The sequence below is a fragment of the Paenarthrobacter sp. 10L412 genome, assembly GCF_056395565.1.
In genome coordinates this window covers 100,639-126,949 of sequence record NZ_JBFTJT010000005.1, presented here as the reverse complement: position 1 = coordinate 126,949, position 26,311 = coordinate 100,639, and the positions used below count along the sequence as shown (strand labels likewise).

The window sequence follows — 26,311 nt, the reverse complement described above, 5'->3', positions numbered from 1 at the left end:
AATCGAGAATTCCCGGTTCCCCACCAAAGGAGCGACATGGCACAGGAGATCTTTCCCGGACGTTTTACGGCGGACATCGGGCGCGAAACAATGACCGTCTTCCTCATCGGGATGCGGGCCAACCGGTGGTGGAAGATGGGCAAGGTCGCGAGGGTAGCCTCGGCTATGCCCACGATGATGAGGCATCTTGCCGCCAATCCGGAGGCCGGGTTGCTCGGCAGTGAGCAATGGTTTGGGCGCACCACCATCCTGCTCAGCTATTGGGAGAGTCCCGAGCACCTGAGGCGCTTCGCCGCGGACCGTGAATCCCCGCATCTGGGTCCCTGGCGGAAGTTCATGAAGGAAATTTCCGGCAGGGGCGATATTGGGGTGTGGCACGAGACGTACCAGGTACCGGCGTCGGGCATTGAAGTGGTGTACAACGGGATGCCGCTTTTTGGCTTGGCGAAGGCCACATCCCATGTACCCGTAGGCCCTGGAAGCAACACGGCGAAACAGCGCATGGGTTCTGCCGCCCGCGGCTCCCAGGCGTCTTAGGCGACTGCGACGGCGGGTGGTCGCCCGGCCTTCAGGGTCCGGCGGAGTTGGGGAGAAGCGTCGAGCTTGTCCTGGGCGGCTCGTAAGGCGCCGACGGCGAATTCGAGCTGCGCTGGTGGCAACGTATAGGGGACGCGCAGGTAATGCTCGAAAGCGCCACCCACTCCGAATCGCGGTCCGGCTGCCAAGCGAAGCCCGAAATCCGGTGCCAGCACAGTAAGGGCAGTGCTGCAGGCCGTGGGCAAGCGGCACCATATGGTGAGCCCGCCGCGGGGCCGTTCCACTTCCCATTCCGGCAAGTGTTCAGCAAGCAACGTCAGCAGGGATTCCCGATTGTTCCGCAGCTCGTGCAGTCGGGCATCCAGCGGTTCCGCGAATGACCTCACCAGTCGCGCGGCGGCCAGCTGCTCAACCACGGGTCCACCAAGGTCCATGGTGGTCCTTGTCGCCACGAACCGGGTGATCATCGCTTCGTCCGCCCTGATCCAGCCCGTCCTGAGCCCGGCCCAATGCGATTTGCTGAGCGAGCCGATCGAAACCACGCTGGGACTGAAGGCTGACATCGGTGACGTCCGTACGGCGTCGAGGTTCAACCCGCGCAAGGTCTCGTCCACCACCAGCACAGTCCCGGCTGCTGCTGCGGCCCGTGCTAAGCGACGGCGCTGCAGATCGGACATGATTCGCCCTGTGGGGTTGTGGAAGTCGGGGACAAGGTAGGCCATTGCGGGGCGCTGCTGGTTCATTGCGGACACCATCGCATCAACGTCCCAGGCGGGGGAAGTGTGCGGCGGCAACGCCACAGGCAGCACTTTGCAGCCAGCCGCCCGGATGGCGTCCAGGGCATTTGGATATGTGGGGTGTTCCACCAGAACCCTGTCCTGCTTTCCCACGAGGGTATGGAGAATTACGTTGAGGGCGTGCTGCGCGCCGGACGTCACCAGGACCTGATCCGCGGTAGTGGGCACTCCTTCCGCGGCATACTTCTCCGCGATTGCCTGTCGCAGGGCCCGCACTCCAAGGGCGTCGTACCCGAAGCCGGGGAGCAGTGCAGGCAATTCAGTGAGGGCATCGGCGAACGCCCGGTGGACAACTTCGCCGGCGGCCGGAAGCGATGCGTAGGCCAGGTCCAGGAGTCCCTCAGGCGCAGCAAGGCCCGGAACGCTCACCGGTGCGTCGCGGTGGGGGATGCTTGTCCGGCCGCGGCTGCCTTGGCCCGCGGTGAGGAAACCTTGCTCGCGAAGGCTCGCGTAGGCCGCAGTGACAGTGGTGCGGCTCAGGCCGAGCGTCTGCGCCAGCGCACGCTCACTGGGTAATGCGACGTCCAGCGGAATGCGCCCATCCATCACCAGCAAACGCACGACGTCGGCCAGCTCGCGGTAGGCGGGCAGGGCGCCGTTGCTCCAAGAGCCAAGGAGACGGACGAGTGCGGTGGGATTCAGTGAGCCGGGCATAGGACCAGTATTGCAAACTGGCTATGGAATACAAGGCCAGTTTTCGAGGACCATGGTTTCATGATGACCCGAAGAATCACACAACTCCTGATCGGCCTTGCGATGTACGGCATCTCGCTGGCCATGTTCATCCGCGCAAGTCTTGGCCTTGACCCTTGGGACGTCTTCCACCAGGGCGTTTCGGAAAAGACCGGCTTCAGCATTGGGGTTGTGGTGATCGCGGTCAGTTTCCTCGTCCTTCTCCTCTGGATCCCGCTGCGGCAAATGCCCGGATTCGGAACCTTGGCAAACGCCGTCCTTGTGGGAGTCTTTGCTGATCTGGGCTTATGGCTGATCCCGGAGTTCTCACACCTGGGCGGACAAATTGCGATGCTGTCCGGTGCGGTGATTCTCAATGGAATCGCGTCCGCTTGCTACATCGGAGCACGCCTCGGCCCGGGAGCCCGTGACGGCCTGATGACGGGACTGGTTCGCCGGACAGGGTGGTCTGTCCGCCTCGTCCGGACGGGAATTGAAGTGGTGGTTCTGGCCGTGGGCTTCTTGCTGGGTGGATCCGTTGGCGTGGGCACCGTGGTCTACGCCTTGGCAATCGGTCCGATCGTGCAGGTTCTCCTGCCGAAGTTCATGGTCCCGGAACCTGCCAAGGAGCCGGCCCCGGCGGAAGCTACGGAGGCCGTGGAGGCCGCGCCGGCTGCCTGAGGTCAGTAAGAACGTGAAGGGTTTCGGGTCCTATGGAAGTGGTTGGCATCTGGGACAGAAGTAGATGTCCCGCTCCTCGGTTCCATCCGGCGCTGCGAGGACGTCGCGACGAATAGGCGTGCCGCAGCGCCTGCATGGCTGGCGGGCCCTGCCGTAAACCCAGTAGCCGGGCCTCATCGCCCGGGGACCCAAAGTGGTCCGCAGGCCTGGACCCAGATTCTCGCCCAGGAGTCTCTTGGCATGGTTGACGGTCCTGGCAAGATCCGGCACTGAGCCCACAGGCAACGCGGGGTGGATTCCGGAAAGGAAGCACGCTTCGCAGCGGTAGATGTTGCCGATCCCGGCCAGCTTCCGCTGGTCGAGCAGGGCATAGCCGACGGGGACGTCAGGTTCGGCTTGGAGCCGGCGGAGGGCTTCTTCTTCATCCCAGTCAGGGCCGAGCAGATCAGGCCCCAGATGCCCGACGATCCGATCTTCCTCGCTGGTTGGCACTACCTCGAGAATGCCCAGCGAGAACCCGACCGCGTCAACGGAAGCCGTCCGCAACACGCAACGTGCAGTATGCCCCGGTTTGGTCCAGCGACCTCCGGGCGGGTAGATCATCCAACTGCCTTCCATCTTGAGATGGGAGTGGATGGTCAGCTCACGGGGTTTCCTGCTCGCGCCAGGTTCCTCGTCCTCAGGCCCCACCAAGCGCATGAGCAGGTGTTTGCCCCGGGGAACCACTTCCCTCATGGTCCAACCTGCAAGGTTCAGCGTGGCGAAACGCGGCACACGGAAGTCTGAAGCTGTAATGACCTGCCCGGCCAAGGCCGCGTTGAGGCGCGAGGCTGCCCGCCAAATGGAATCTCCCTCAGGCACGGATCCGCAGCCCCTTCGGGGTTGAGTAGGCTCCGGCAGCCGCAAGCGCGGCAGCAATCGGCGTATCCAGGAGGTCGTGACCGTTGACCTTTTCCATGAAAAGCTTGTCCACCGCTCCGCGTCGCACCACGTCCACCAAAGCTTCGGCAGCGACCGTCAGGACGGCGTCGTCATGGCTGAAGGTGAGCAGAGTCTTACCGCCGCGCTCAACGTAAAGGACCAACGCGCCGTCGACCATCACCACCAGAGCGCCGGCCTTCCGTCCGGGGCGGTGTCCGGAACCGGCGTCGGCGGACAGCGCAGGCCAAGGCAACGCTGCGCCGTAAGGGTTGGCAGGGTCCGTGGCTGCGAGTGCCAAAGCCGCGGGTTCTGCCTTGGTGATGCGCGCATCTTCAGTGAAGGAACGGAGCCTGTCCACCGTTGCGGGGACGGCGAATTGGGCCGCTCCCAGGTGCTCGATGAAGTAGCCACGGCGGCAACGCCCTGCTTCTTCGAGTCGGGCCAGGACTTTGTACATGAGCCCGAAACCGCCGATGATGTTTTCTGCCATGACGGACCCCCGGGTGACCACGCCATACCGATCCAGCAGAAGCTCGGCGGTGCCGCGTGCATGGATGGTCGGGTCCAGTTCGGGCGAAGGCAGCGCGGACCAGCGTCCTACGGCCGACGGCGGGGCGGGAGCGGTGCCGGAGACCGAACCATAGCGCCCACCCGTTAGCCCGGGGGATCCCAGAAGGCCCGTACCGTGGGAGCGGCCCAACCTGCTCATTCTCGGCGCACGGGCGCGAGGTGCCTTGGCGACCTGCCGGTGTGCTGTGCGCCCGCCGGCGATCATGGCGCGCACGGGAGCAAAGGTGTCGCCCGTGACGCGGCCGGCCCACACCAGATCCCAGAGTGCCGAGACCACGGCGTCATCGCTCAACACAGAGTCCATTCCGCCTGCCACTTCAGTGAGTTGGCGGAAGAAGTAACCGCCGCCTGCACCCAAGTAGTCCAAGAGCCTCTGTTGGGCGTCGCCGGGTTCGAAGTCTGGTGCCGGATTGAGCGTCAGCTCGGCGGAGTCAGCCACGTGGAGGCTGATCCAGCCGTCGTTTCCGGGCAAGGCCCCAGCGCCGGACCACAGCAGCTCACCGGCCGCCATGAGTTCGTCCAACATGGCTGGTTTGTAGTCCGCCACGCGGCTCGAGAGCACCAATGGCTCCCATGCGGAAGCGGGGATGGGAACGCCTGAGAGTTGATCAACTGCCGTGATGATGCCGTCGAGCCCGCGCAATGCCTGGCTCCGGGATTTCCCCGGTGCCGTCACGTTCTGCCAGGCCGGCAGGAACCGCCCATAGGCGGCAGTGTCAACGGGCTCAACCTCTGCGCGCAAGGCAGCCAGGGAACGACGCCGGAGCTTCCGCAGGACCTCGGCATCACACCATTCGCTGGACGGCGGTGCATCTGCGGACATGAGCTCTGGATTTGCCGCTTCCACGGTGCTGCTCTCCGTTGCCACTGCATGTGGCCGGAACTCGCCCTCCACAACACGGCCATCGGCAGCGAGTCGCTTCAGCGCAGTATTGACGACGGCGACGCCAAGTCCCAGCCTGGATGCGGACTCGGCCGCTGTGAACGGTCCGTGGGTGCGCGCATACCGTGAGACGAGGTCGCCCAGGGGATCGTGCACAGGCTCAATGAAGGCGAGCGGCACGCCCATGGGCAGGGGAACACCAATGGCGTCGCGTAGCCGGGCCGCATCTTCCACTGCCGCGAAACGCTCGACGCCGCCGATCGTTACCTTCAGCGCCCGGTTGGCTTTCTGGAGTGCGGCAAGGTGTAAGCCCGCGTCCGGCCCTTCTTCAAGACGCTCCGTCACTTCCTCGACGCTGAGTGGACCAAGGAGCCGGAGGAGGTCAGCGACACCTTCCATTCCGCGCACGCGACGATCCGGCACCAGACGCTGCAGCTCGCGTTCCGTGGCATCGATGACTGCGGCGTCAAGAAGCTCGCGCAGTTCCACCCTGCCCAGAAGCTCATTGAGCAGCGTGGAATCCAAGGCGAGGGCTGCTGCCCGACGCTCCGCCAACGGGGAATCGCCTTCGTAGAGGAACTGAGCTACATAGCCAAACAGCAGGGACTTCGCGAAAGGTGACGGCTGCTGGGTGGTGGTCTCCACAATGCGCAGTTCGCGGCGCTCGACTGATGCGGCGATGTCCTTGAGGGCGGGCAGATCGTAAACATCCTGCAAGCATTCCCGGACGGTTTCCAGCACGATAGGGAAGGACGGGTACTTCCGGGCGACATCCAGTAATTGGGCAGAACGTTGGCGTTGCTGCCACAGGGGTTGGCGCTTGGCGGGGTTTTGGCGGGGCAGCAGCAGGGCGCGGGCCGCGCACTCACGGAACCGGGAAGCGAACAACGCGCTGCCCCCAACCTCGGCGGTGACGATCTGTTCGAGTTCTTCGGGATCGAACAGGAACAACTCAGCACCGGGTGGCTCGTCCTCCATCATGGGGACACGAAGAACGATGCCGTCATCGGCGGCCATGGCTGAACCATCCAAGCCGTAGCGCTGCTGAAGGCGTTGTCCAACGGCCAAAGCCCACGGCGCGTGAACAGGCATGCCGAAGGGGCTGTGGAGAACAACACGCCAGTCCCCGAGCTCGTCGTGGAAACGTTCCACAACCAATGTTCGATCGCTGGGAACGATGTTTGTGGCTTGCTTCTGTTCTTCCAGATACTGAAGCAGGTTGCCGGCGGCAAAGGCATCGAGCCCACTCGCTTGGCAGCGCTCCATGGCTGGCGCGGGGTCGGCCGCGGAGAGTTCGCGGATGAAGGCTCCCAGAGCGCGGCCGAGATCCACCGGACGGCCGAGCGAATCGCCCTTCCAGAAGGGGAGCTTTCCCGGCTGGCCGAAAGCGGGGGAGACCAAAACGCGGTCGTGGGTGATGTCTTCGATTTTCCAACTGGTGGCTCCGAGGGCAAAGATATCGCCTACCCGCGATTCGTAAACCATTTCTTCGTCGAGTTCACCAACGCGGCGTCCACCTTTCGCGGCACGGGCGGAGGCGCTGGGACCTTCACCATCGGCGTTGGCAGAGGATGCGGATCCCTCAACTTCCGTGCCGATGATGTACACGCCGAAGAGGCCTCTGTCCGGAATGGTGCCACCCGACGTGACAGCAAGTCGCTGTGCCCCTGGCCTGCCCTCGATGGTGCCTGCATGGCGGTCCCAGATAATACGTGGCCGAAGTTCTGCAAATTCGTCGGACGGATACCTGCCAGCAAGAAGATCCAGCGTGGCCTCAAATGCGGACCGGGGCAGGCTGGCAAACGGCGCCGACCGACGGACAGTGCTGAACCATTCCTCGACGTCGATGCTGCCGAGGGCCGTGGCGGCCACGGTTTGCTGGGCAAGGATGTCCAAAGGATTTGTGGGGATGCTGAGGCGCTCGATTTGGCCGCTTAGCATCCGTTCCACTGTGACGGTGGTGTGCAGGAGGTCAGCCCGGTGCTTGGGGAACAACACGCCCTCGGAGATCTCGCCCACTTGGTGGCCGGCACGCCCTACGCGCTGCAGGCCGCTGGCTACCGAGGGCGGCGACTCTACCTGGATGACCAGGTCCACAGCTCCCATATCGATGCCAAGTTCCAGTGACGAGGTGGCAACGACGCAGCGCAGCCTGCCTGACTTCAGGTCATCCTCGATCATGGCCCGCTGGTCCTTGGAGACCGAACCGTGGTGGGCGCGCGCCAAGACAGGATCTGCTCCGCTCGTGCTGCCGGCCTGGGCCATCATATGGGCCGGCGTCGCCGTGGACACGGGAGCGCCCGCTGGCTTGGTGGCCGCCCCGGTGCCCCAGCTTCCCGAATCCTCTGCATTGTCCGGAGCGCCCCACTCTCCTCCGGCCGCGGCCAGCATTTGCCGTTCGGCATGGATCTCGTTCAATCGGGCTGTCAGCCGTTCGGCCAAGCGGCGTGAGTTGGCGAAGACGATTGTGGACTGCTTGGAAAGGACAAGATCGACAATCTGTTCCTCAACATGGGGCCAGATGGATGCTTGGGGTTGAAGCCCGGAAGCAGGGCCGGAGTCAAAGGCGCCCGCAGCCCCTTGGAGGTCCGACATGTCCTCCACAGGCACAGTGACTGTGAGATTCCAGTTCTTCTTGGACGGCGGAGCCACAATTTCCACAGGGGCTTGGCCCGCCAGGAACTGGGCCACAAGCTCACGCGGCTGCACCGTAGCAGAGAGGCCGATCCGCTGGGCCGGCTTCGGTAGAAGAGCATCCAGCCTTTCCAGGGACACCGCAAGATGGGCGCCCCGCTTGGTCCCAGCAACAGCGTGAACTTCGTCGATGATGATGGTGTCGACTTCGCTCAGCGTTTCCCGGGCGCGGGACGTCAGCATCAAGAACAGGGACTCCGGCGTGGTGATCAGGATGTCCGGCGGGTTCGATAACAGCGAGCGGCGATCTGCCGCCGTCGTGTCTCCGGAACGGACGCCGGCAGTAACCAGAGGTGCCGGGAGCCCCAATCGCTTGGCGGTTTGCGTTATTCCGATAAGCGGTGAGCGAAGGTTCCGCTCCACGTCCACGCCCAGTGCTTTGAGCGGCGATATATAAAGGACTCGGGTCTTGGACTTGGGACGTTTCGCGCGGCCCTTCGCGTCGGGGACGGACTCCAATCCGGGCAACGTGTCCGACGGAGTGGAATGCAACCTGTCCAAGGCCCAAAGGAAGGCGGCGAGGGTCTTGCCGGAACCAGTGGGGGCCACCACCAGGGCATGGGAGCCCGAAGAGATAGCGTTCCACGCACCATCCTGGGCGGGAGTGGGCGCGGAAAAAGCGCCGAGGAACCATTCCCTGGTTGCCTGGCTGAAACGGCCTATGGCGCCGATGGACGCCTGCTGCTCCTGCATTCCTCCATCATGCCCCACGGCTCAGACAGAATAAGCCCGAGCCGTGGGCTGATGGTTAGACAGCCTGGAAGGCAGTGATGGTCAGGAGTTTGATGCCGGTGTTGCTGCAGGCATCGTGTTGCTCAGCGACGAACAGTGACGCTGTGTCATTAGGCGGGTAGATGCGGTAACCCGCCGCCGGAACCTTGGTGCAATCGCCGTAGTTTCCGGCCTGGGTGTAGCGCAGTTCAGCCCACGCCGATTTGCCCGGGGCAAGCTCGATCTTGGTGACGGGGGTGGTGGTTTCACGGGTAGCGGGCTCGCCGATCGGGGCACCGTTGGCGTCGGCCGTCAGGGAAACGCCGGCGAAACCTTCCAACGTGCAAGGCGTCGTTCCGGAGTTCGTCAGGATCAATTTTTCGTAGATGCTTCCGGCAGCGCCGCCGCCAGTGGAATCGGTGGCGGCAGTCAGCGAATCGGCCTTGCATTGACCTTCGGCGGCAGGTGCTGCGGAGGTGACCGTTCCGGACGGCGAAGGCGAGTTGCTCTCGCTGGGGGAGGCCGACGTCGGAGATGCGGAAGATGAGGTGGGCGGGGCACTGCTGCTTCCCGCGGGGCTTGGGCTTGGCCCGCAAGCAGCAAGGAGCAGCAGCGAAGCTGCGGCCGTCGACGTCACAAGTCCGGTTTTGATGCGCTGAGTCCACATGGGCACCAGCCTTGCGCCGGGTGTGACGGGAGTCAATTGAGCCACGGCAAGGAAAGGGGATTGGCGTCCGGATCGTAATCTTTCCGGACGCCAATCCGCTACAGGTTCACCGAAGTTACTTGGCGTCGACCTTGGCTGCTGCTGTCTTTGCTGAGCCGCGGAAGAATGCGGCGCCGCCCAAGGCCAAACCAGCGATACCGGCGATAAGGCCCGCCCAGCTGCGGGCCTGTGATCCGTCGTCGGTTACCGACGACGCCTGCTCCGTGGACACCGTGCCCGCTGCGTGGTGGTCACCTTCGGCTTCGGCAGGCGTGATGGTGACGGACGGTGCCGGGGCTTTGAGTTCGTGCTCGTCCTGTCCCTCCTTCGGGATCTCCGACCAGTCAGTCTGGCCCTGCTCGCAGGTCTGCAGCGTCGGGAAATAGAGCGTCTTGCCGGCGGCGTCGGGCAGCTTGACCGAGAGAACCAAAGCATCACGAAGATGCGGGTCCAGCGGGGCCTTGGCTGTGTAGACGATCTGGCTCGTCCGCTTGGTGATGGTGGTGCCATCGGCCAGCTTCTTCGGCTCGGCCAAGGTCTCCGTCACCTTCTCGACCGTCCAGTTTGGGTTGACCGTGGGCTGGGCATCGGTCAGTTCCTCGGGCAACGAGATAGCGACTTTTGTTGTGCCGAACGTGTCGCAGCCGTGGGGGATACCGAACGTCAACAGTGCGTACGAGTTCGCGGCGGTCTTGTTCGGATCGGCCGATACGTGTGCGGATGCTCCGGCGAGGCCGGCCATCATCAGGACAGCGGTTCCGCCTGCGGCGGCAGTCGCGGACAGGGTACGGCGGAGGGTGGACTTCTTCATGGGATTGCCTTTCGGGGGCGCCGGAGTCGGCGCAGGGTACGGGTTTGTGGCCCGTCACCAAAGGCGTCTGCTGAGTGCGTTGCGCTGGTGCCGGGCGGAATCAGGGAAGAACGACGACGGCGGGCGGGCCGCGGCGGCTGTCTTGCCTCAGGTTCCGCCAAGGGCGGGGCAGGAAAACGTCAGGCGCGCCAACAACGATAGGGGAGGCGCCGGCGTCGGGCCTGAACAGAAGGGTGGGCACCGCAACCAAAGGGCGCAGCCAGGCCGCCAACTGCCACAGGGCGTCCTCGCCCTTGGCCAGGATCACGGCAGAGCAGATCGTCGCCAGGATGTGGCCAGCGAACATCGCAGTGCCCAGAGTTGTGCCCAACTCATGCAGGTGGGGCGTCGCTGTGTAGAGCAAGGGATTCAGAGACTCGGCAGCGTGGTGCGAGTTCCCTGGAGCCGTTGCCGTTACTGGGCTCAAAGCCGTGAAGGCTTCGTGGAGCGCGAGCTGGCTGGTTCCAAGCAAGGCCGTCATGGCGGTGAAGTTGAGCTTGAAGCGCGTGGCCAGCGTTGCGGCCAATCCTGTCAATGCGACAAGTGCCAACAGGACCGGGACAGCGGGAAGTTCCCCGCCGCCGATCACGTGAGCCCCGGATGCTAGCAGCACGATAACGAGCGAGATCGCGCCGGACCGCAACGCATGGAAGGGTGCCCGGGGCTGCAATGAGCGCACGGAGTCCTCCCTCGATCGTCTGGCCGGATGCTGTCAGTTGTCAGCGTCTTGATTCTATCGGGAGTTCGGAGCCGGACTGGCCTCGGATGGGTCCTATGTGGATACTTTGCGCGCAGGTGGGATGTTGGCTGCTTAAAGCGCTGAGAGTCGACTGCTCGTGCGGACAAAGGTTGGTCCTGGTGGCTCCGGTATGCGGCTGAGGTCCGCACCGGGCCGACGACGGCGGAGCTCAAGTTTCAGGCTTTCCTCGCCACGCGCCATAGCCCAGTGGTGGTTGGCGGAGAACGCGGGCTTCAGGAGCCAGCTCAGCTTTCGCAGGAGTGGCTTCGCTGTGCTGACCCGCCAGTCGTAGGTGATGACGACTTCCGGGCCGTCGGTTTCGAAAGTCCAGCGGCCAGTGCCGTTGAGGTCTCCCTCGGCCTTGAGCGCAAATCCATGCAGGGTTACGGGTTCGGTGACGGTGAGCCGCCAACGCAAGGTGTAGGGGAGCCAGCCTTTGGTGTGGAGATCGAACGAGGCGCCCACGCCGTCCGCGTTGCCTTGCGCCACTGGTGTCACCTTGAGGTACACCGAGGGCCACCACTGCTTGAGGGTGGCCGCGTTACCGAGGACATCCACCACTTCCTCGCGCGTTCCGGCCACTCTCCAGACCGTAAGGAACTCGTAGTCGGTGCTTTTGCTGGTTCGTTGCGTTGACCTGGCCATTGATGCCTCCGCTGCTAATCGTACCGAGACGTTGGTCCCGGCGCCTTAGCTTTCGGGAGTGGCCCGTTCTCGCTTGTGGTGAGCACCGCTTGTGGTGAGCACAAGGACGACTCGCGGTGGCAGATTGAGAATGCCGTTCTTGCCGACACTAGGCTTGACGATTGTGTACATAGGTCATTTCGCCGCAGCTGCGGTCATTCTCGCAGTGGCGCCTGAAACGCCCGCCTTACCCATCGCCGTGGCAGTCGCGTGGCCAGACATTGTTTGGCCTGCATTGGTTTTCGCTGGCAAAGAGTCGGTGAAAGTGGACCGTAACAATCCACTGCAATCCCGCGTCAAATTCACTTCCTACCCTTACTCGCATTCGCTGGTCCTCGGTGGTGCGCTCAGCATTGTGCCCGCACTGCTGGCCGGGCTGCTCTACCAGAGTGTCCTAGTGGGTGTCCTCTTTTGGGTCGGAGTCCTGTCTCACTGGCTTCTGGATGCGGTGGTCCACCTCCGGGACCTTCCAGTTCTTGGCTGGGGACGGAATGATCGCCGCGTTGGCTTTGGTCTGTGGGCCCGCCCCCGACTGGCGTTCGTCCTGGAGTATGCGTTCTTCGCCCTAACTGTTCTCTTGGTGGCTCCTCCCTCGATGTTCGTAGGGCTGCTTGGCGGAGGATTGCTGCTTCATTTGTTCAACATCAACTCGTTCTTCGGCTTCACGAAAAAGAACCCAGTGGGCACGCCGAAACGCTTCGCTTTGCTGGCACTGGTCGGCTACGTCATCGCGATCATCTGGTTCACGATGTCCTGGCAAACCTAAACCTCATCCGCCGGTTTTCAGCAGATCCTTCATGTCGAAAAGTGCTTCGAGTGGGGCGGCTGTGTCCGTGAGCGGTGTGACCGGGCCACCGCCGCAATCTTCAATTCGCTGAGAGTATCGCTCCTGCTCGCCTTCCCGGACGATAACCTTCGATGCAGTGCCGCCCGCGCAACCAGGCTTTGGGGCGGTGATGTCCTTAGTCCGCTCAGGCAGGCTGCGGGCAAGTTCGATCACGTCTGTCCACGTCTCTGCGGGCATGGCAGCAGTTTCCTGACGAAGCACGTCGCCGTAGGAATCGACCGTGATGCTGGCTTCCTTGACAGAGGCCTTGATGACGTAGCTGCGATGGTATTCGGGCGGGACGGAACTGTCGCGGAATCTGTACTCGACAGTGGTTTCCGATGGATTCAGTTGGAGGCTGCTGGGGACGACGCAAGCCGTGAGCATTCCCAGCCAAAACACGGCAATAGTCGTTAACGCGATACGACGACGCATGAATCCCCCTGTGGCGGCCCGATGTGCCACCAGCCTAGCGGGACTGGGATAACACGCAGGTGAACGTGCGGACCGAGACGTTAGTCTTCTGGAATGGAATCCTGGCACGGTAACCGGCTGAGTGCGAGCCAGGCCGGACTTGTAGAAAGCTGGCTGCCAGGTGTTCGCCTCCTCAAGGACCTCTCCTGGAATCTCATTGATACGGCGGTCCTTGAGGTAGCGGACGAGCACTGCAAATACATAGTCAAAGCCGCGGGGCCGTTGAATCACCACATAGGACGTGAGATACAAGCTCACGAGTCCTCAGTGAATGTGTGGGCTCGGCAGAACCGTGCTCCTAAGCTCGTTCAATCGGACCGTTCCATGAATATCTTGATGACCGAGCATCTCGAAGGCTCCCTAGTGGAGGGCACCGAAGCTGAATATGACACGGAAACGTATCAGCAAGCCGGGCGTCTAATGCGTGCGTTTCACGAGCAAGCCGAGCAGACTGACCCAGACTATGAGGCGGCAGCCGCTTCCAAAACGTTGTCTTGGCTGAGCACGCCCCATCGCATCGAAAGCTCTAACGTTGAGAAAGTCCAGGCGATACTCGGCGCATATCAGCCGAAGCCTGTGGTGCTCGTCCCGACCCACGGTGACTGGCAACCACGCAACTGGCTAATGGACCGCACCGAGCTGAGGATCATCGACTTTGGCCGCTACGACTTCAGGCCAGCCGCCACTGACTTCTGTCGCCTGGCTGTGCAGCAATGGCGCTCCCATCCTCATTTGGAGACTGCCTTTTTTGAGGGGTACGGTTCAGATCCCAGAGACGGCGAGGTTTGGAATGTTGCGCTGCTGCGCGAAGCTGTCGCCACCGCTGCGTGGGCGTACCAGGCCGGCGACCAACGGTTTGAGGAACAGGGCCACCGAATGCTTCGTGATGCGCTGGCCAACTTCTAGATGAGCTCAGTCGCTGGCTGGGAGAACGGCGCATCATCGATTCGGCTTCCGGCCGTGAGGCAACTTACGGGCCCACCCGGACTTTTCAATGGCCGCCAGGCCGGCCGCAACTGCTAGATCGACATCGTCGACGCTAGCGCCGTGGAAGGTTGCGAAGACCTTGGACGTGGCGCGATCGACGGACTCGATAAGCAGCCCGGAACCGCGGGTCCAGACCAGTAACGGCATGGGATTTCACGATGCCCGCGCTGCTCTGCATTGTCATTCCTACGATCTACCAAATTTGTTTGGCCATTCGGGCCTACCGCGAGTCTTTTCAGGCCCTGTCCTGCTGTCGTGAGACCGCCGAATGAGAACTACATCACACCAAAGAATAAAGCGCTAAGATACTTTGGATTAAGTCAATTAGTTCTTGACCTTTAACCACTAAGGGGATAGAAATGACGCAGTGCCATGATCTTCACCACATCCGGCACCTCGCCAGTCCCACACTTGTGGGGCAGGGTTATGGGCGAAGTGCGCTTGTCGTTGGTGTACGAAGTAGCTGCCTGGCCGAGCCTGCAATCCGGGAGGTTCGTCCATGGCACTGGCCTGTTGAACCGCCGGTGACCGGCGGATGCCCCGCTTCGACACTGGATTCGAAGCCCTCACAACCTTAAGGATGTCCCGATGGACATGAAGACCGAACTCAAGAAGCAGGAAGAGACGAGACCAAATTGGTGGGTACTCTTCCTCACTTGTGCGGCTGTAGTGCTCGATGGTTACGACACGGTCGCGCTGGGCGTATCCATACCGACAATTGCGAAAGACTGGGAGGTTCAACCCTCGTTCTTCACTCCTGCCCTCTCGCTGACCAGCGCCGGAGTGGCCCTGGGATATCTCGCTGTTGGACGCCTCGTGGCAAAGCTGGGCACAAGGAACGTCATCTTCTCTGCCGTTGTGGTCTTCACTCTTGGTTCACTGATGACAGCGTGGTCGACTTCGATTGTGGAACTCACGATTCTGCGGTTCATAACGGGCCTAGGGCTGGGTGCCGTTCTTCCTGCCGCCGTATCCCATGCAACCGCAGTCAATCCTGCACGTTTGCGGCAATCCATCGCTGTGGTCGTAATGACAGGCATCTCTTTCGGGGCACTCATTGCAGGGCTTACCGGCAGCGCTATCGTGGGGGCTTTTGGGTGGGAATGGGTGTTCATTTTGGGTGCTATCGCCTCCGGTATTCTTCTGCCATTCTTGTGGTTCGGGCTGTCAGGTAGCCAGACGCCAGACACGCTCGACAAAGCGCTCGAAGCTAAGCACCATGCCTCGGTTGCGCGCCTGTTCGATGCCTCCGTTCGAAGCAGAACTCTTCTCCTATGGGCCTTTTCCTTTCTCATATTCGCCGTGTTCTACGTGTTCTCGTCGTGGTTGCCGACCCTGCTCACCAGCTACGGCTTCAGTGCCGGTCTAGCACCACTGGGGTCAGCGGCTCTAGGCATCGGAAGCATCGTGGGTGCTGGCGTGCTAATCCTCGGATCACGTCGATTCCGGATGACGTCCGTGCTGGCTGGAACCACGTCAGTAGCCATTTTGTTTCTTGTTACTTCTGCGTTTCTCGGCCCCGACAAAACTCTGCTGCTGCTCGTCTTTGGTGGAGTCGGCCTGGGACTCCAGGCTGGGATGATCGGCGCTACCGCGCTGGCAGTCACACTGTATCCGCAAGCAACAGTGACCGCCGGCGTCGGGTGGGCAGCTTCGCTGGGGCGACTCGGATCCGTGGTTGGACCGATCTTCGGCGGGATCCTTATTGGATTCGGCGTAGATACCAGCTTCATCGTTCTTTCAGTGTGCGTGCCTGTGATGATTGCGCTTGGGTTGGTCTTGGTTGTGGGGCGTATCTCTGCAGCAAGAGCCGCCACTACTCCGAGGCCAACGCAGCCGGAGAAATCGTCCCTCACTTCGCCTGGGTAGGCGCATCCTGCAATGCTGCGTTGCAAAAATCCTTCCTCTACCGGTAGCCGCCATTTATGGGTGGGAGAATCGTCCCTCCGTCGACTGCGGCGTCCAGCTTAGTTCGGTCCAGCTTCCAAACGACCGTCTCACCTGAAGTGGGTCCGGTAAAAATGAAAACCGGCTGAGCATTGCCCTCCAGCCAGTCCAGGAGTTCAGGAGCCGCGAAGCCGTAGCCCTCGCTCAGCGGCCTTCCCTGAGTCAGAACGTACTCGGCGCCAGCGTTCCTTAACGACTGCAACGAGGGCAAAACCTCCCAACCTTCGTGTGGCATTAGTGCGAATTCACCGGTTACCGACGTCAACCCCACCTTGGAAGATCCGGGCAGTTCGGCGTTCATCCAATCTCGTGCGCGGACAAGCCCGTCGTCCACGACTGACCTTGCCTGTATGCCCAAACCGAGACTGAGAACTGCCACGACTGCCACGGCGGCAGTTGTGATCCTGCGAAGTCGGGGTCGCCACGAAACCAACATCGCCAGAGCCACCGGCGTTGAAACCAGGGCTGCAAGAACAACGCAGTATCCAAATTGTTCTTCTGCCGCCCCAAAGAACACTGAATAGATGCCCACGAAACCTGTGAAAAGCGAAAACAAGCCAATGACGCGCCGATTCGTCACCTGTGAGGTGGCGGCCACGGTACCGGCGAGAATCGATAGCCCCAGGAGCAGATAACTGGTGCCGAACCGACCAGCCATGTCTATAAGCCGTTCTGTCAGGTTCACACCCGGAACTGAATTGAAGCCGGTCATTTGAACGGCTCCCATCATTCTTAGAACGCCCACCGACTTTTGTTCGATGAACTGCGGAAGCAGGCCGTTTGCTGCGATCACGCCTAGATAGATCAAATAGGGCACGGCGGAAACGACGAGGATTCGCAGAGCTGTAAGCAGTGGAACGGTTTTACGCCAGAACGTCGCGGCCACGAGCGGGACGACAGTGAACACAGCAGTCATGTCTTTGGTGACGATTGCCAGCCCGAAGACCAACCCGGCGCTGAGTTCAAGCCACAAGCGTGTGCGGTCCCACTTGCGGTCTATCAGGTGAAGGACGAGTAGCCATCCCGACAGTACAGCCAGGCCAGCTGGAGTCTCCATCATCAAGCGCCCGTCCATGCGGAGGACAAAGGGATCACTGGCCTGTATGACGGCAGCCACCGCAGCTGGTCCTACTCCGACCAGACGGCGCACCAACAGAAAGCAGACAACCACCGTCAATGCTCCGAGGACCGTGTTGACCCAGCGCAATTGCAAAGCCAGGTCCATGGGGTGGCCCTCAAGACCGAGCACGCGTATTACGAGCGCGTTCAGAGCGTACGAGGCCGGGGGATGAAGGAAAAAGGGGTTGCCGAGAATTGATGGCATTTTCCCATCAGCAATTTCTCTGGCCAGGTCCGCGTAGGTAACTTCGTCGATAAATACATCGTTTGCCCGCTGAACGCCGAACACCCGGAACGCCAGGGCCAGCAATCCGACAGACAACGCGATCCACCAAGGATTTCGAAGCGCCGAGGAAGACATGCTGGCCGGCTTCCGCACTCGAAAATGTGGCGGAGATGCTTCGGCTTGATCCAGCGGGTTCATGACGCTCCTCAGAGTTGTTGATGCGCTACATGCACGATTTTCAAAGGTAATTGATTTTTCTCGATTCAAACAATTGAGCTTTCGCTCGCTACTGCTGAATGGCAAGGGTCAATTAAGCATTTAGTCTCGGTTTGATTAATTCTTTAGATTTTCGCGTCACGAAATGGAAGTTAGGTTTAGCGTCCATACTTCCCGCTTCAGACAGGGCGGATCACGGCGATCTGCATCATGTTTGGGGGAGTGCGGACACCTAATGGATAGCGGTGGCCCTTCCGCGCTGGCCAAATACAAGGACGTCCTAAAGTGAATAATCGGTACCAGCAATTTCTTCCGCCCGAGTGAACGCGAAAAGAGGGCGTCAACGGCTCCGCATCGGCATGGGGGTCATGTTGGTGTTCCTGTTGGTCATTGCCGGGCGGGTCATTGTTGTCCAAGGTTTTGACCCCACCGGACTGGCGGAGGCAGGTGACGCTTTGCGAACGCAGTCATCGGTATTGGGCGCATCCCGAGGAAAGATCGTGGATGCTTCAGGTGTCGTTCTGGCCGAGAGCATTATTCGTTACGACATCATCGGATCGCCCCGGGAAAATACCGCCAATCTCTCTTTTCCTCGACAGGCAGCAGACGGCACTATCGCCGACATTGACCGGGACACCGGCCTTCGTGATCTGGCAGAAGCCCTGGGCCGCTCCGACGAAGACATCAGGACGGCCATGAAAGGCGGCAGTCAATTTGCATACCTCGCGCGGTCCGTCTCCTCGGCAGTAGAGGCCACGATTGCCGAACTTCGGATTCCCGGAGTCAAGTCCCGTCCGGTCCAGCAGCGTACGTTTCCTCTGGGCCCTGTTGGCGGCAGCATCGTTGGCTACGTCAATGATGAAGGAGGGGCCGCCGGTATCGAGCAAACGTTGAACGAGGAGCTGAAAGGCTCCGATGGGGAACGGACCTTTCAGATCGGTGCGGACGGAATCATCATTCCAACAGCCACGAACAGAATTACGCCGGCTGTGGACGGGGCGACGGTGAAGCTGACAATCGATGGTGACCTGCAGTTTTACGCGCAGCAGTCCATTGAGAAACAGGTCCAGGCTCAACGTGCGGAGTACGGCAACATCGTGGTGGTCGAGTCAAAGACAGGCAAGATCCGTGCCATGGCGGAAACCGGCACGGTCGATCCCAATGTTCCCGGGGCGACGCCACCTGGCGACCGGGGTGCAAGGTCAGTCACGGCGGCGATCGAACCAGGATCAACAGAAAAGGCAATCACCGCAGCGGCCGCCATCCAGGAAGGAAAGATTGAGCCGTTGTCCCAGCTCCTTGTCCCGCCGACGTATACCGTGAATGGCCAGACCTTCCAGGATTCTTTCGTGCACGAAACGCAGCAGCGCACGTTCGCTGGCATCATCGGCGATTCCATGAACACTGGGACTGTCATGGTTGGCGAGAAGCTGTCGCGCGAGCAGCGGTATGACTACCTGCGGAAATTCGGTATTGGCGAGAAATCAGGCATACCACTGCCTGGCGAATCACCTGGTCTGCTGGCTCAACCCGATACGTGGGATTCCCGCCAGGAGTTCTCTGTTCTCTTTGGGCAGGGGGTTGCGCAGACGCCGCTGCAGACGACAATGGCGTTCCAGGCGATCGCCAACGACGGAGTGAGGCTACAACCCCGGCTCGTCGAATCCATCATCGATCAGGCAGGCATCGAGCATGCTGAGACACCTGCGTCGGGAACCGAAGTCATCAGTAAGGACACCGCCCACCAGGTGCGGGACATTCTTGAAAGTGTTGTCACCGCCGGCGGCGCCAAGGACGTGAAGGTTCCTGGCTACCGCGTCGGAGGCAAGACAGGAACAGCGGAAGCGGTTGCCGAGAGCGGGGCCGGCTTTGATGGTTTCACGGCATCATTTGTGGGTATGGCGCCCATGGACGACCCGCAATACGTTGTGATGGTCAATGTTCAGCGCCCGAAGGGAAATATCTACGGCATTAGTGAAGCTGGCGTGTTCAACGACGTCATGGCCCGGGTCCTGGCGAAGTACCACGTGCCTCCATCGACAACGCCGTCCGTGAGCCTGGCGCAAAAATACTAGACCCAGCCCGCAGAACCAACGGAGGAACGATGTGGCTGCGGATATAGAAGAAGCCCGCCGATGGGGGACCGACGGGCTTCCATTTCCAACGCTATTCGGGTGGCTTGCCAACATCAACTTGAACAACTCGCCAAAGTCCCCGCCCGGCAAACCCTTGGGGGAGGAAAGGGACGTTGCTGGGCTCCGCAATTCCTTGCCTCATGCCCAGTCCGACCAAAGCAAAAGGCCCCGCATCCCTCATAAACAAAGGGAAGCAGGGCCTTTCAACGTGGCGGTGACGGTGGGATTTGAACCCACGTTGGCTTTTACACCAAACAACATTTCGAGTGTTGCACCTTCGGCCGCTCGGACACGTCACCAACTGAAATAGGGTACCGGAGTTGGGGCCCGTTCCCCAAAACGAGCCGCAAACGAGCCGCAAACGAGCCGCAAGCGAGCCAACCACCAACCACCCGGGAAACGCCGACAACCCACACCAACTTCCGCCCGCACCGGCCCAGCGATAGATTCATAAGCATCATGACTATCTCGCACGAACAAGAACACGAGGCCCAGGCCTATTGGGTCACTGAGTCGGGACACGGTGAGTTGCGCCCGGAGGCCATACCAACGCCAGGCCCCAAAGAAGCGCTCGTCAGGACCCTGTACTCAGGCGTCAGCCGCGGCACGGAGCGCGTAGTCCATGAAGGGCGCGTCCCAGAGCGAGTGGCTGATTTGATGCACGCCCCGCATCAGGAAGGCGACTTCCCCGGCCCGGTCAAGTACGGCTACCTGTCCGTCGGCGTCGTAGAACAAGGCCCGGATAACTGGATCGGCAAAACAGTCTTCAGCCTGCACCCGCACCAGGATTTCTATGTTGTCCCGACGAACCAGCTCACAGCCATACCGGACGACGTGCCTGCCCGCCGTGCCGTGCTCACGGGCATCGTGGAGGTGGCCATCAATGCCCTTTGGGAAGCTGGACCGAGGCTGGGAGACCGTGTCGCCGTCGTCGGTGGTGGCCTGGTGGGCGGCGTCCTGGCGGCCATTCTCCGGAAGTATCCGCTGGGCCGTCTGCAACTCGTTGATGCAGACACGGACAAGAGAGATCTCGCCGAAAAACTCAACATCAACTTCGCGCTCCCGGACGAAGCAGTGAATGATTGCGACATCGTTTTTCACTGCTCGGCTTCCAACGAGGGACTGAAACTGAGCCTCCAACTTGCTGGCGACGATTCCGACGTAATTGAGCTTTCGTGGTTCGCTGACAAGGAAGTCACGCTGCCGCTGGGCGAGGATTTCCATGCTCGCAGGCTCACCATCCGCTCCAGCCAGGTTGGGGCCGTGGCGTTGCCGAGGAGGCACAGAAGAACCAACGCCCAGCGCCTCCAACTCGCGGCAGCAACTCTGAAAGATCCGGTGTTCGACACGTTCCTGAGCAGCGAATGCCAGTTTCAGAATCTGCCCACCACACTCGTTAAGTTGTTTGAAAAGCCCGGCGGCTTCTGCCACGTGGTCGCCTATCCAAAGCCGGAGGAATAAGACATGTTCAGCCTGACCGTCCGACGCCACTTCATGATCGCCCATAGCCTTCCCCGCGAAGCCTTCGGCCCAGCGCAGGGCCTCCACGGTGCCACGTTCGTCGCCGAGGTGACGTTCCGCCGCCCGGACCTCAATGAGGACGCCATCGTCCTGGACATCGGCGCTGCTGGCGGCATTCTTGAGGAGATTCTTGAAGACCTGAACTACAAGAACCTCGACGAACACCCAGCTTTCAAGGGCAAGTTGTCCACCACAGAGGCACTGGCCAAGCACATCGCAGACGCCGTGGCCGCGCACATCACGGACACACCGGATGGAGCAGCCCTCAGCGGCATCGACGTCGTCCTTCGTGAGAATCCTGATGCGTGGGCAGGATATTCACTGGAGCTCCCGGTTAAGTAAGTGCACATCCGCTTCCTGGTGCCGGGAAACGTACGGCACGGTTCCGGGGGGAACAGGTACAACGCCAAACTCGCGGAGCACCTGACCGCCCTGGGCGTCGGGGTAGAGACAGTCATCGTCGACGGCGATTGGCCGGTGGGAAGTGCGGCGGACCGGCAGCGGTTTGCTGAAATGCTCGACGGCGGCACCACTGTGATTGCCGACGGTTTGGTCGCGAGTGGGGCCCCGGATGAAGTGGCGGACTCGGTAAGGGCAGGAATCAAAGTGTGGATCCTTTCCCACATGGCGCTGGCCGATCACCCGGACCTTGAAGCCGGGGCGCTTGCCGCAGCCACAGGTGTTATTTGCCCGAGCGCGCATGCTGCCGCGGCGCTGGAAAAAAGGCATGGCCTCAAAAACGTTGTGATCGCCCATCCCGGGGTTGAAGCGGCTGAAATAGCAAACGGCTCGAAACCCCTGCACATTATCGCCCTCGCCGCGTTGCTGCCCAACAAGAGCCAAACGGAAGTGGTGGAAGCCCTCGCCACGCTAAAGGACCTGCCATGGAGGGCCGCCCTGATCGGCACAGACCAACCTGACCCGGCGTACGCGGCAGAGGTGAGGGCCGCCGTCGAGCGTCATGGGCTCCAAGACCGCATCACTATCACGGGTGAGTTGGCCGGCGAGCCGTTGGAGAATCAGTGGCGCAAAGCCGATCTCAGCATCCTCATTTCGAAGTCCGAGGCGTTCGGGCTGGTGGTCACTGAGTCATTGGCCCATGGCTTGCCGGTCGTTGTCCGGCAGGGGACCGGCGCCGTGGAAGCCCTCGGAAACACAGGAGCGGGGACGGCCCTTGACCTCACACAGCCCAACAACCTTGCCAGCACCATCCGGAGTTGGCTGAGCGACCACGAACTCCAACAGAGCTGGCGCACTGCCGCAATCCAGGCCCGGGCCAACCTTCCCGGGTGGGACGGTACAGCAGCAACGGTTCTGAAAGCCCTCGGAACCGGCGAGGGTGCAGAATAGGGCCATGACGCCCACAGTCCAGACCATTCCGGCCGCAACAACCCTCACCCCGGAACGCCTCCGGGCCTGGGCCTGGCACAAACAAGGCCTCGACCGGTCACTCGCAGGAAAGACGTCCGAGGAAGTCCTGGACCACGCCGGATGGGCACGCTCGGTGGGCGGCGCCAATCCGTACCTCACGCTGTTCGCGAGGGCGGGAATCAGCCGCGAACGGGTCGACCGGGACGTCAAAGAACTCAAAATTCACGAACTCCCCACCGCCCGCGGCTGCACCTACGTACTCGGCCGGGCCGACTTTGCCTGGGGCCTGCAGATCGGCCGCGACGCCGCCGTTGCACCCTTCAAGGTACTGGCCAGACTCGGCGTGGAGCGCAGCGAGATCACCCTTCTCGAGGACCAAGTAGAGCACGCCCTGCAGGAGTCCAGCGATCCTCTGGACCCCAAACAGCTCAAGGACCAACTGGGCGACTCCGTCCGGAGCCTCGGGGAGGAAGGCAAGAAGAAGGGTGCAGCCACCACCCTGCCCACTGCCTTGGGCCTGCTCCAAGCCGACGGCCGCATCCGCCGGGTCCCCATCAACGGCCGCCTCGATCAGCAGCGTTACGCCTATACCAAATGGGGCCTTGCCTCCAGCAAAATCGACGACGACGGCGCCCGCCGCCTCCTGCTGGAAAGGTACTTGCGCTGGACTGGTGGAGCGACTCTCAAGCAGAGCCAGTGGTTCACCGCGTTCACCGTCGCCCAGAGCAAAGCGGCGCTCGCCGGCGTCGGGGCCGTAGAAGTGCCCACAGCAAATGGTGACGTGCTGTGGATGCTGCCGGACGACGTCGAACGCTTGGCCGAGTTCGAAGAACCCGGCGACGAACAGATCCAATTGCTTGCCGGCACCGATTCACTGGTCCTCCACAGGCGGAATTCGGCTGACATGTTCGCTGAGGAGGACAAAGGAAAGAAGGTCCTGGACACCACGCTGGCGCTTCAGGCCGATCTCCCGGATCACCCCATTCTGGACCGGGGCAGGATCATCGGCCTGTGGCAGTACGATCCCGGCAAAGAACGCATCGCAGCCTGGACCTTTGCCAAGCCCACTGCAGCAGTCAGCAGGCGGATCGCTGAAATCGAAGCATGGATCCGCGACGAACTCGGCGATTTCAGGTCGTTCAGCCTGGACTCACCGGCGTCGCGCCAGCTACGGATCGACGCCCTCAACGAGGCCGCTGGTCTGTAACGCGCTCAGCCGGAAAAGGCATTCAGCCCGAACCATACGGCCGGGTGATTGCTTCAAGGAAGTGCCCGTCCGGGTCGCAGAAGTAGATCCCGCGGCCGCCGTCGTTGTGGTTGATCTGCTGTGCGCGGGAGCGTGCGGGGTCGGCCCAGTAGGGGACGTGTTCGGCGGTGATCCGCAGGAAGATCGCATCGAACTCCTCCTCGCTGACCAGGAACGCGTAGTGCTGGGGCGCGATGGTTCCTGGGGCCTCGAGGAAATCCAGGGTGACGCCGTTTTCCAAGGAAACAGTAACGAAGGACCACATGGGCTGTGGCGCGGGTAGCCCAAGGATGCGGGCCAGAAACGCAGCGGATGCGTGCTTGTCCTTGGCGTAGACGATGGTGTGGTTGAAAGCGATGGCCATGATTGGCTCCTTACATAGAGCTCAGGCGGGTGAGCGGTGCTCCGCTGCCGGTACCCGGTGTGTAGCGAAGAAGTCCCGGAGGAGCGTTGCGCATTCTTCCTCACGCACGCCTGCGTAGACCTCCACCCAGTGGTTGAGCCGGCGCTCGCGGAGGATATCGAACACGGAACCTGCCGCCCCGGCTTTCTCATCCCACGCGCCGAACACGACGCGGGGAATCCGTGCCAGGACAATTGCCCCGGCGCACATGGCACACGGTTCGAGGGTTACCACCAAGGTGCAGTCCTCGAGGCGCCATCCATCGCCGCCTTCGCCCAATTCGAGGGCGTGGCGTTGCAGGGCAGCCGCGGCTTCACGGATCGCGACGATCTCTGCGTGGGCTGTCGGGTCCCCGTGTGCTTCCCGTTCGTTGCGTCCAGAACCCAGCACGCCGCCGTCGGGCCCTAGAACAACCGCGCCGATCGGCACGTCGTCCGTTTCCATGGCCAACCGGGCCTCGTCCAGGGCGAGGCCCATCCAGGCCAGGTGTTCAGCGTGATACGGCTCGGTGGCGCTCATGTCTCAATGATAGTTTTGGACGATGCGCACACTCGTCGTGGACCACCCGCTGGTCGCTCACAAGCTCACCGTTCTGCGGGACAAGAACACCCCTTCACCGGTCTTCCGGCAGCTCACTGAAGAACTCGTCACTCTCTTGGCCTATGAGGCCACCCGTGAGGTTAAGACGCAGCCAGTCGAGATCGAGACCCCTGTCACCAAGACCATTGGCACGGCGTTCACCAAGCCGACGCCGTTGGTGGTTCCCATCCTGCGCGCTGGCCTTGGCATGCTTGAGGGCATGACCAAGTTGGTCCCCACCGCCGAGGTCGGTTTCCTGGGCATGGCCCGCGATGAAGAAACACTGGACATCATCACCTACGCGGAGCGCCTCCCCGAGAACCTCACCGGACGTCAGATCTTCGTTCTGGACCCCATGCTTGCCACCGGCGGCACCCTGCGCGAAGCCATCAAGTTCCTCTTCAAGCGCGGCGCCTCGGACGTTACTTGCATCTGCCTGCTGGCGGCTCCGGAAGGCCTCGCCAAGTTGGAGGAGGAGTTGCAGGACGCCAACGTGAAGGTTGTCCTCGCTTCGATTGACGAGAAGCTCAATGAGAAGTCGTACATCGTTCCGGGCTTGGGCGACGCCGGTGACCGCCTCTACGGCGTGGCGGGCTAATCCTCACGCCTCTACCGCTTTCCGGTGCGCCCCGTTAGCCTGTGGCGCATGGACTGGAAACTTGAACTGGTGTTTGTCCCTGTGTCCGACGTGGATCGCGCGAAGGACTTTTACGTCAACAAAGTTGGTTTCAACGCCGATTTCGATGAGCGTCCCATGGACGGCATCCGCTTTGTGCAGTTGACCCCGCCGGGTTCGGCTTGTTCCATCGCGATCGGCGAGGGCCTCAGCGATGCCCCTCCCGGAACGGCGCCATCCCTTCAAATAGTGGTGAGCGACATCAACAAAGCTCACGAGCAACTCAAGGCCAACGGCGTCGAGGTCAGCGATATCGATGTCCAGGACTGGGGACACTTCGTCCATTTTGCGGACCCGGACGGCAATAAGTGGGCTGTGCAGTACATTCCGCACCGGCCCAACGGCTAAGTCACAGTTCGCCGCGACCCCTGCATGGTGCGGCAGGATGGAGCCATGAGCCATCCTGCCGAGCCAACCTCGTCTTCCGCGCAAGCCCAGCGATCGCCAGCCCTGACCGTCCGTGCTGTCCTGTTCGACATGGACGGAACACTGGTTGACTCCACGGCGATCGTCGAGCAGGTATGGCTGGAGTTCGCCGAAAGATACGGCCTCGATTACAACGAGATCCTGCGGACGTCCCACGGCGTGCAAGCGGGCGATACTGTGCGCCGTTATGCTCCGGCCGGAGCCGATTTTGAAGCTTTGACTGCCGAGCTTGGCGAGATGGAACGCACGCGAACCGACGGCGTGATTGCCCTCCCTGGCGCCGAAGCGCTGCTTGCTGCCTTGCCGGACGACGCCATCGCGCTCGTCACATCCGCGGACCGCATCCTTGCCGACATCCGGATGAAGGCTGCCGGACTGTCCATGCCATCTACTACCGTCACGGCCGAAGGCGTTACGCGAGGCAAGCCGCACCCCGAGGGGTACCTCAAGGCCGCGGCGTTGCTGGGTGCGGAACCGGCCGACGTCGTGGTTTTTGAGGACGCTCCCGCAGGTATCGCAGCCGCCCGCGCCGCCGGGATGCGAACCGTGGTGGTCGGCGACGCCGGAGGGGAGCTTGAGCCGGGCATGTGGCGTATCCCGGACTACTCCGCCGTGACGGTCACGGCCGTGAAAGACGACGACGGCGGTCACCTCATCACCCTCACGCTCTAGCACTGTTCGCCTCCGCTGTTCCGACCGGTGAAGCGGGAGTAG

General features: G+C 61.8%; 24 protein-coding genes and 1 tRNA gene. 13 read left to right on the top strand and 12 right to left on the bottom strand.

The genetic code is table 11. The annotated features are described in order from the left end of the window. Positions 1–36 precede the first annotated feature (36 nt). Positions 37–537, top strand: coding sequence for a DUF4188 domain-containing protein (locus AC1DD7_RS07230; RefSeq protein ID WP_477514405.1), 501 nt, complete (start codon positions 37–39; stop codon positions 535–537). On the opposite strand, the gene yczR is transcribed toward AC1DD7_RS07230, so the two are convergent. Beyond that, positions 534–1,988 carry a MocR-like transcription factor YczR gene (gene yczR, locus AC1DD7_RS07225; RefSeq protein ID WP_477514404.1) on the bottom strand — a complete coding sequence of 485 codons (1,455 nt, stop codon included), beginning with the start codon at positions 1,986–1,988 and terminating at the stop codon, positions 534–536. The genes AC1DD7_RS07230 and yczR overlap by 4 nt on opposite strands. Positions 1,989–2,048: 60 nt before the next feature. Here yczR and yczE point away from each other — a divergent pair, with 60 nt between their 5' ends. After that, positions 2,049–2,687 carry a membrane protein YczE gene (gene yczE / locus AC1DD7_RS07220; RefSeq protein ID WP_477514403.1) on the top strand — a complete coding sequence of 213 codons (639 nt, stop codon included), beginning with the start codon at positions 2,049–2,051 and terminating at the stop codon, positions 2,685–2,687. A gap of 30 nt (positions 2,688–2,717) precedes the next feature. Here the strand turns inward: yczE and AC1DD7_RS07215 are convergent, their stop codons facing one another. The 6 genes from AC1DD7_RS07215 to AC1DD7_RS07190 all read right to left on the bottom strand — a co-directional run bounded on the left by AC1DD7_RS07215 (position 2,718) and on the right by AC1DD7_RS07190 (position 11,406). Then, the gene (locus AC1DD7_RS07215; protein ID WP_477514402.1) at positions 2,718–3,548 is read right to left on the bottom strand and encodes a DNA-formamidopyrimidine glycosylase family protein; all 831 of its coding nucleotides are present in this window, start codon (positions 3,546–3,548) and stop codon (positions 2,718–2,720) included. Continuing rightward, a complete protein-coding gene (locus AC1DD7_RS07210) occupies positions 3,541–8,448 on the bottom strand; it encodes an ATP-dependent helicase (protein ID WP_477514401.1) in 4,908 nt (1,635 codons plus the stop codon). Before AC1DD7_RS07210 ends, AC1DD7_RS07215 begins: the two co-directional genes overlap by 8 nt. A 55-nt stretch (positions 8,449–8,503) precedes the next feature. After that, entirely contained in the window at positions 8,504–9,133 is a 630-nt protein-coding gene (locus AC1DD7_RS07205; RefSeq protein WP_477514400.1) for a DUF4232 domain-containing protein, read from the bottom strand. A 115-nt stretch (positions 9,134–9,248) separates the two neighbouring features. Next, a complete protein-coding gene (locus AC1DD7_RS07200; RefSeq protein WP_477514399.1) occupies positions 9,249–9,983 on the bottom strand; it encodes a YcnI family copper-binding membrane protein in 735 nt (244 codons plus the stop codon). Positions 9,984–10,083: 100 nt separating this feature from the next. After that, on the bottom strand, positions 10,084–10,701 hold the full coding sequence (locus AC1DD7_RS07195; RefSeq protein ID WP_477514398.1) for a hypothetical protein: 618 nt from the start codon (positions 10,699–10,701) through the stop codon (positions 10,084–10,086). Between the two features lie 132 nt (positions 10,702–10,833). Then, positions 10,834–11,406 carry an SRPBCC family protein gene (locus AC1DD7_RS07190; protein WP_477514397.1) on the bottom strand — a complete coding sequence of 191 codons (573 nt, stop codon included), beginning with the start codon at positions 11,404–11,406 and terminating at the stop codon, positions 10,834–10,836. A 139-nt stretch (positions 11,407–11,545) separates the two neighbouring features. On the opposite strand from AC1DD7_RS07190, the gene AC1DD7_RS07185 reads away from it, so the two are divergent. Continuing rightward, positions 11,546–12,211: a hypothetical protein gene (locus tag AC1DD7_RS07185; protein ID WP_477514396.1), complete on the top strand. Its 666-nt coding sequence runs from the start codon at positions 11,546–11,548 to the stop codon at positions 12,209–12,211. Positions 12,212–12,214: 3 nt separating this feature from the next. Here AC1DD7_RS07185 and AC1DD7_RS07180 read toward each other — a convergent pair whose 3' ends face one another. Next, positions 12,215–12,673: a hypothetical protein gene (locus AC1DD7_RS07180; protein ID WP_477514395.1), complete on the bottom strand. Its 459-nt coding sequence runs from the start codon at positions 12,671–12,673 to the stop codon at positions 12,215–12,217. 126 nt (positions 12,674–12,799) lie between these two features. Here AC1DD7_RS07180 and AC1DD7_RS07175 point away from each other — a divergent pair, with 126 nt between their 5' ends. Together AC1DD7_RS07175 and AC1DD7_RS07170 are read left to right on the top strand one after the other, a co-directional pair. After that, complete coding sequence (locus AC1DD7_RS07175; protein ID WP_431118283.1) at positions 12,800–13,651, top strand: phosphotransferase; 852 nt, start codon at positions 12,800–12,802, stop codon at positions 13,649–13,651. A 675-nt stretch (positions 13,652–14,326) separates the two neighbouring features. Continuing rightward, the gene (locus AC1DD7_RS07170; protein WP_477514394.1) at positions 14,327–15,601 is read left to right on the top strand and encodes an MFS transporter; all 1,275 of its coding nucleotides are present in this window, start codon (positions 14,327–14,329) and stop codon (positions 15,599–15,601) included. Between the two features lie 37 nt (positions 15,602–15,638). On the opposite strand, the gene AC1DD7_RS07165 is transcribed toward AC1DD7_RS07170, so the two are convergent. Further along, the gene (locus AC1DD7_RS07165; protein ID WP_431118286.1) at positions 15,639–17,222 is read right to left on the bottom strand and encodes an ArnT family glycosyltransferase; all 1,584 of its coding nucleotides are present in this window, start codon (positions 17,220–17,222) and stop codon (positions 15,639–15,641) included. A 338-nt stretch (positions 17,223–17,560) separates the two neighbouring features. Between AC1DD7_RS07165 and AC1DD7_RS07160 the strand changes: the two genes are divergently transcribed. After that, positions 17,561–19,315, top strand: a complete 1,755-nt coding sequence (locus AC1DD7_RS07160) for a peptidoglycan D,D-transpeptidase FtsI family protein (RefSeq protein ID WP_477514393.1) — start codon at positions 17,561–17,563, stop codon at positions 19,313–19,315. Between the two features lie 269 nt (positions 19,316–19,584). Here AC1DD7_RS07160 and AC1DD7_RS07155 read toward each other — a convergent pair. Then, a tRNA-Ser gene (locus tag AC1DD7_RS07155) sits at positions 19,585–19,674 on the bottom strand. Between the two features lie 160 nt (positions 19,675–19,834). On the opposite strand from AC1DD7_RS07155, the gene AC1DD7_RS07150 reads away from it, so the two are divergent. The 4 genes from AC1DD7_RS07150 to AC1DD7_RS07135 are packed head-to-tail and all read left to right on the top strand — an operon-like array spanning position 19,835 to position 23,474. Beyond that, entirely contained in the window at positions 19,835–20,836 is a 1,002-nt protein-coding gene (locus AC1DD7_RS07150; RefSeq protein ID WP_477514392.1) for a zinc-dependent alcohol dehydrogenase, read from the top strand. A gap of 3 nt (positions 20,837–20,839) precedes the next feature. Next, positions 20,840–21,238: a 6-pyruvoyl trahydropterin synthase family protein gene (locus tag AC1DD7_RS07145; RefSeq protein WP_431118292.1), complete on the top strand. Its 399-nt coding sequence runs from the start codon at positions 20,840–20,842 to the stop codon at positions 21,236–21,238. Continuing rightward, positions 21,239–22,246 (top strand): glycosyltransferase family 4 protein, encoded by a 1,008-nt coding sequence (locus AC1DD7_RS07140; protein WP_477514391.1) that lies wholly within the window; start codon positions 21,239–21,241, stop codon positions 22,244–22,246. It abuts the gene before it with no gap. Positions 22,247–22,250: 4 nt separating this feature from the next. After that, positions 22,251–23,474, top strand: a complete 1,224-nt coding sequence (locus AC1DD7_RS07135; RefSeq protein ID WP_477514390.1) for a DNA glycosylase AlkZ-like family protein — start codon at positions 22,251–22,253, stop codon at positions 23,472–23,474. 22 nt (positions 23,475–23,496) lie between these two features. Here the strand turns inward: AC1DD7_RS07135 and AC1DD7_RS07130 are convergent, their stop codons facing one another. Next, on the bottom strand, positions 23,497–23,877 hold the full coding sequence (locus tag AC1DD7_RS07130) for a VOC family protein (RefSeq protein WP_431118296.1): 381 nt from the start codon (positions 23,875–23,877) through the stop codon (positions 23,497–23,499). Positions 23,878–23,898: 21 nt separating this feature from the next. Next, the gene (locus AC1DD7_RS07125; RefSeq protein ID WP_431118297.1) at positions 23,899–24,435 is read right to left on the bottom strand and encodes a nucleoside deaminase; all 537 of its coding nucleotides are present in this window, start codon (positions 24,433–24,435) and stop codon (positions 23,899–23,901) included. A gap of 22 nt (positions 24,436–24,457) precedes the next feature. On the opposite strand from AC1DD7_RS07125, the gene upp reads away from it, so the two are divergent. The 3 genes from upp to AC1DD7_RS07110 are packed head-to-tail and all read left to right on the top strand — an operon-like array spanning position 24,458 to position 26,269. Continuing rightward, positions 24,458–25,093: a uracil phosphoribosyltransferase gene (gene upp, locus AC1DD7_RS07120; protein ID WP_431118299.1), complete on the top strand. Its 636-nt coding sequence runs from the start codon at positions 24,458–24,460 to the stop codon at positions 25,091–25,093. 48 nt (positions 25,094–25,141) lie between these two features. Continuing rightward, positions 25,142–25,519, top strand: a complete 378-nt coding sequence (locus AC1DD7_RS07115; RefSeq protein ID WP_431118300.1) for a VOC family protein — start codon at positions 25,142–25,144, stop codon at positions 25,517–25,519. A gap of 45 nt (positions 25,520–25,564) precedes the next feature. After that, positions 25,565–26,269 carry an HAD-IA family hydrolase gene (locus AC1DD7_RS07110; protein WP_477514389.1) on the top strand — a complete coding sequence of 235 codons (705 nt, stop codon included), beginning with the start codon at positions 25,565–25,567 and terminating at the stop codon, positions 26,267–26,269. Positions 26,270–26,311 lie beyond the last annotated feature (42 nt).

Coding starts and splice junctions, on each gene's coding strand:
- yczR (WP_477514404.1), bottom strand. CDS start 1,988: ATGCCCGGCTCACTGAATCCCACCGCACTCGTCCGTCTCCTTGGCTCT.
- upp (WP_431118299.1), top strand. CDS start 24,458: ATGCGCACACTCGTCGTGGACCACCCGCTGGTCGCTCACAAGCTCACC.
- AC1DD7_RS07170 (WP_477514394.1), top strand. CDS start 14,327: ATGAAGACCGAACTCAAGAAGCAGGAAGAGACGAGACCAAATTGGTGG.
- AC1DD7_RS07205 (WP_477514400.1), bottom strand. CDS start 9,133: ATGTGGACTCAGCGCATCAAAACCGGACTTGTGACGTCGACGGCCGCA.
- AC1DD7_RS07130 (WP_431118296.1), bottom strand. CDS start 23,877: ATGGCCATCGCTTTCAACCACACCATCGTCTACGCCAAGGACAAGCAC.
- AC1DD7_RS07125 (WP_431118297.1), bottom strand. CDS start 24,435: ATGAGCGCCACCGAGCCGTATCACGCTGAACACCTGGCCTGGATGGGC.
- AC1DD7_RS07230 (WP_477514405.1), top strand. CDS start 37: ATGGCACAGGAGATCTTTCCCGGACGTTTTACGGCGGACATCGGGCGC.
- AC1DD7_RS07135 (WP_477514390.1), top strand. CDS start 22,251: ATGACGCCCACAGTCCAGACCATTCCGGCCGCAACAACCCTCACCCCG.
- AC1DD7_RS07175 (WP_431118283.1), top strand. CDS start 12,800: ATGGAATCCTGGCACGGTAACCGGCTGAGTGCGAGCCAGGCCGGACTT.
- AC1DD7_RS07145 (WP_431118292.1), top strand. CDS start 20,840: ATGTTCAGCCTGACCGTCCGACGCCACTTCATGATCGCCCATAGCCTT.
- AC1DD7_RS07150 (WP_477514392.1), top strand. CDS start 19,835: ATGACTATCTCGCACGAACAAGAACACGAGGCCCAGGCCTATTGGGTC.
- AC1DD7_RS07165 (WP_431118286.1), bottom strand. CDS start 17,222: ATGAACCCGCTGGATCAAGCCGAAGCATCTCCGCCACATTTTCGAGTG.
- AC1DD7_RS07110 (WP_477514389.1), top strand. CDS start 25,565: ATGAGCCATCCTGCCGAGCCAACCTCGTCTTCCGCGCAAGCCCAGCGA.
- AC1DD7_RS07210 (WP_477514401.1), bottom strand. CDS start 8,448: ATGCAGGAGCAGCAGGCGTCCATCGGCGCCATAGGCCGTTTCAGCCAG.
- AC1DD7_RS07115 (WP_431118300.1), top strand. CDS start 25,142: ATGGACTGGAAACTTGAACTGGTGTTTGTCCCTGTGTCCGACGTGGAT.
- AC1DD7_RS07190 (WP_477514397.1), bottom strand. CDS start 11,406: ATGGCCAGGTCAACGCAACGAACCAGCAAAAGCACCGACTACGAGTTC.
- yczE (WP_477514403.1), top strand. CDS start 2,049: ATGATGACCCGAAGAATCACACAACTCCTGATCGGCCTTGCGATGTAC.
- AC1DD7_RS07200 (WP_477514399.1), bottom strand. CDS start 9,983: ATGAAGAAGTCCACCCTCCGCCGTACCCTGTCCGCGACTGCCGCCGCA.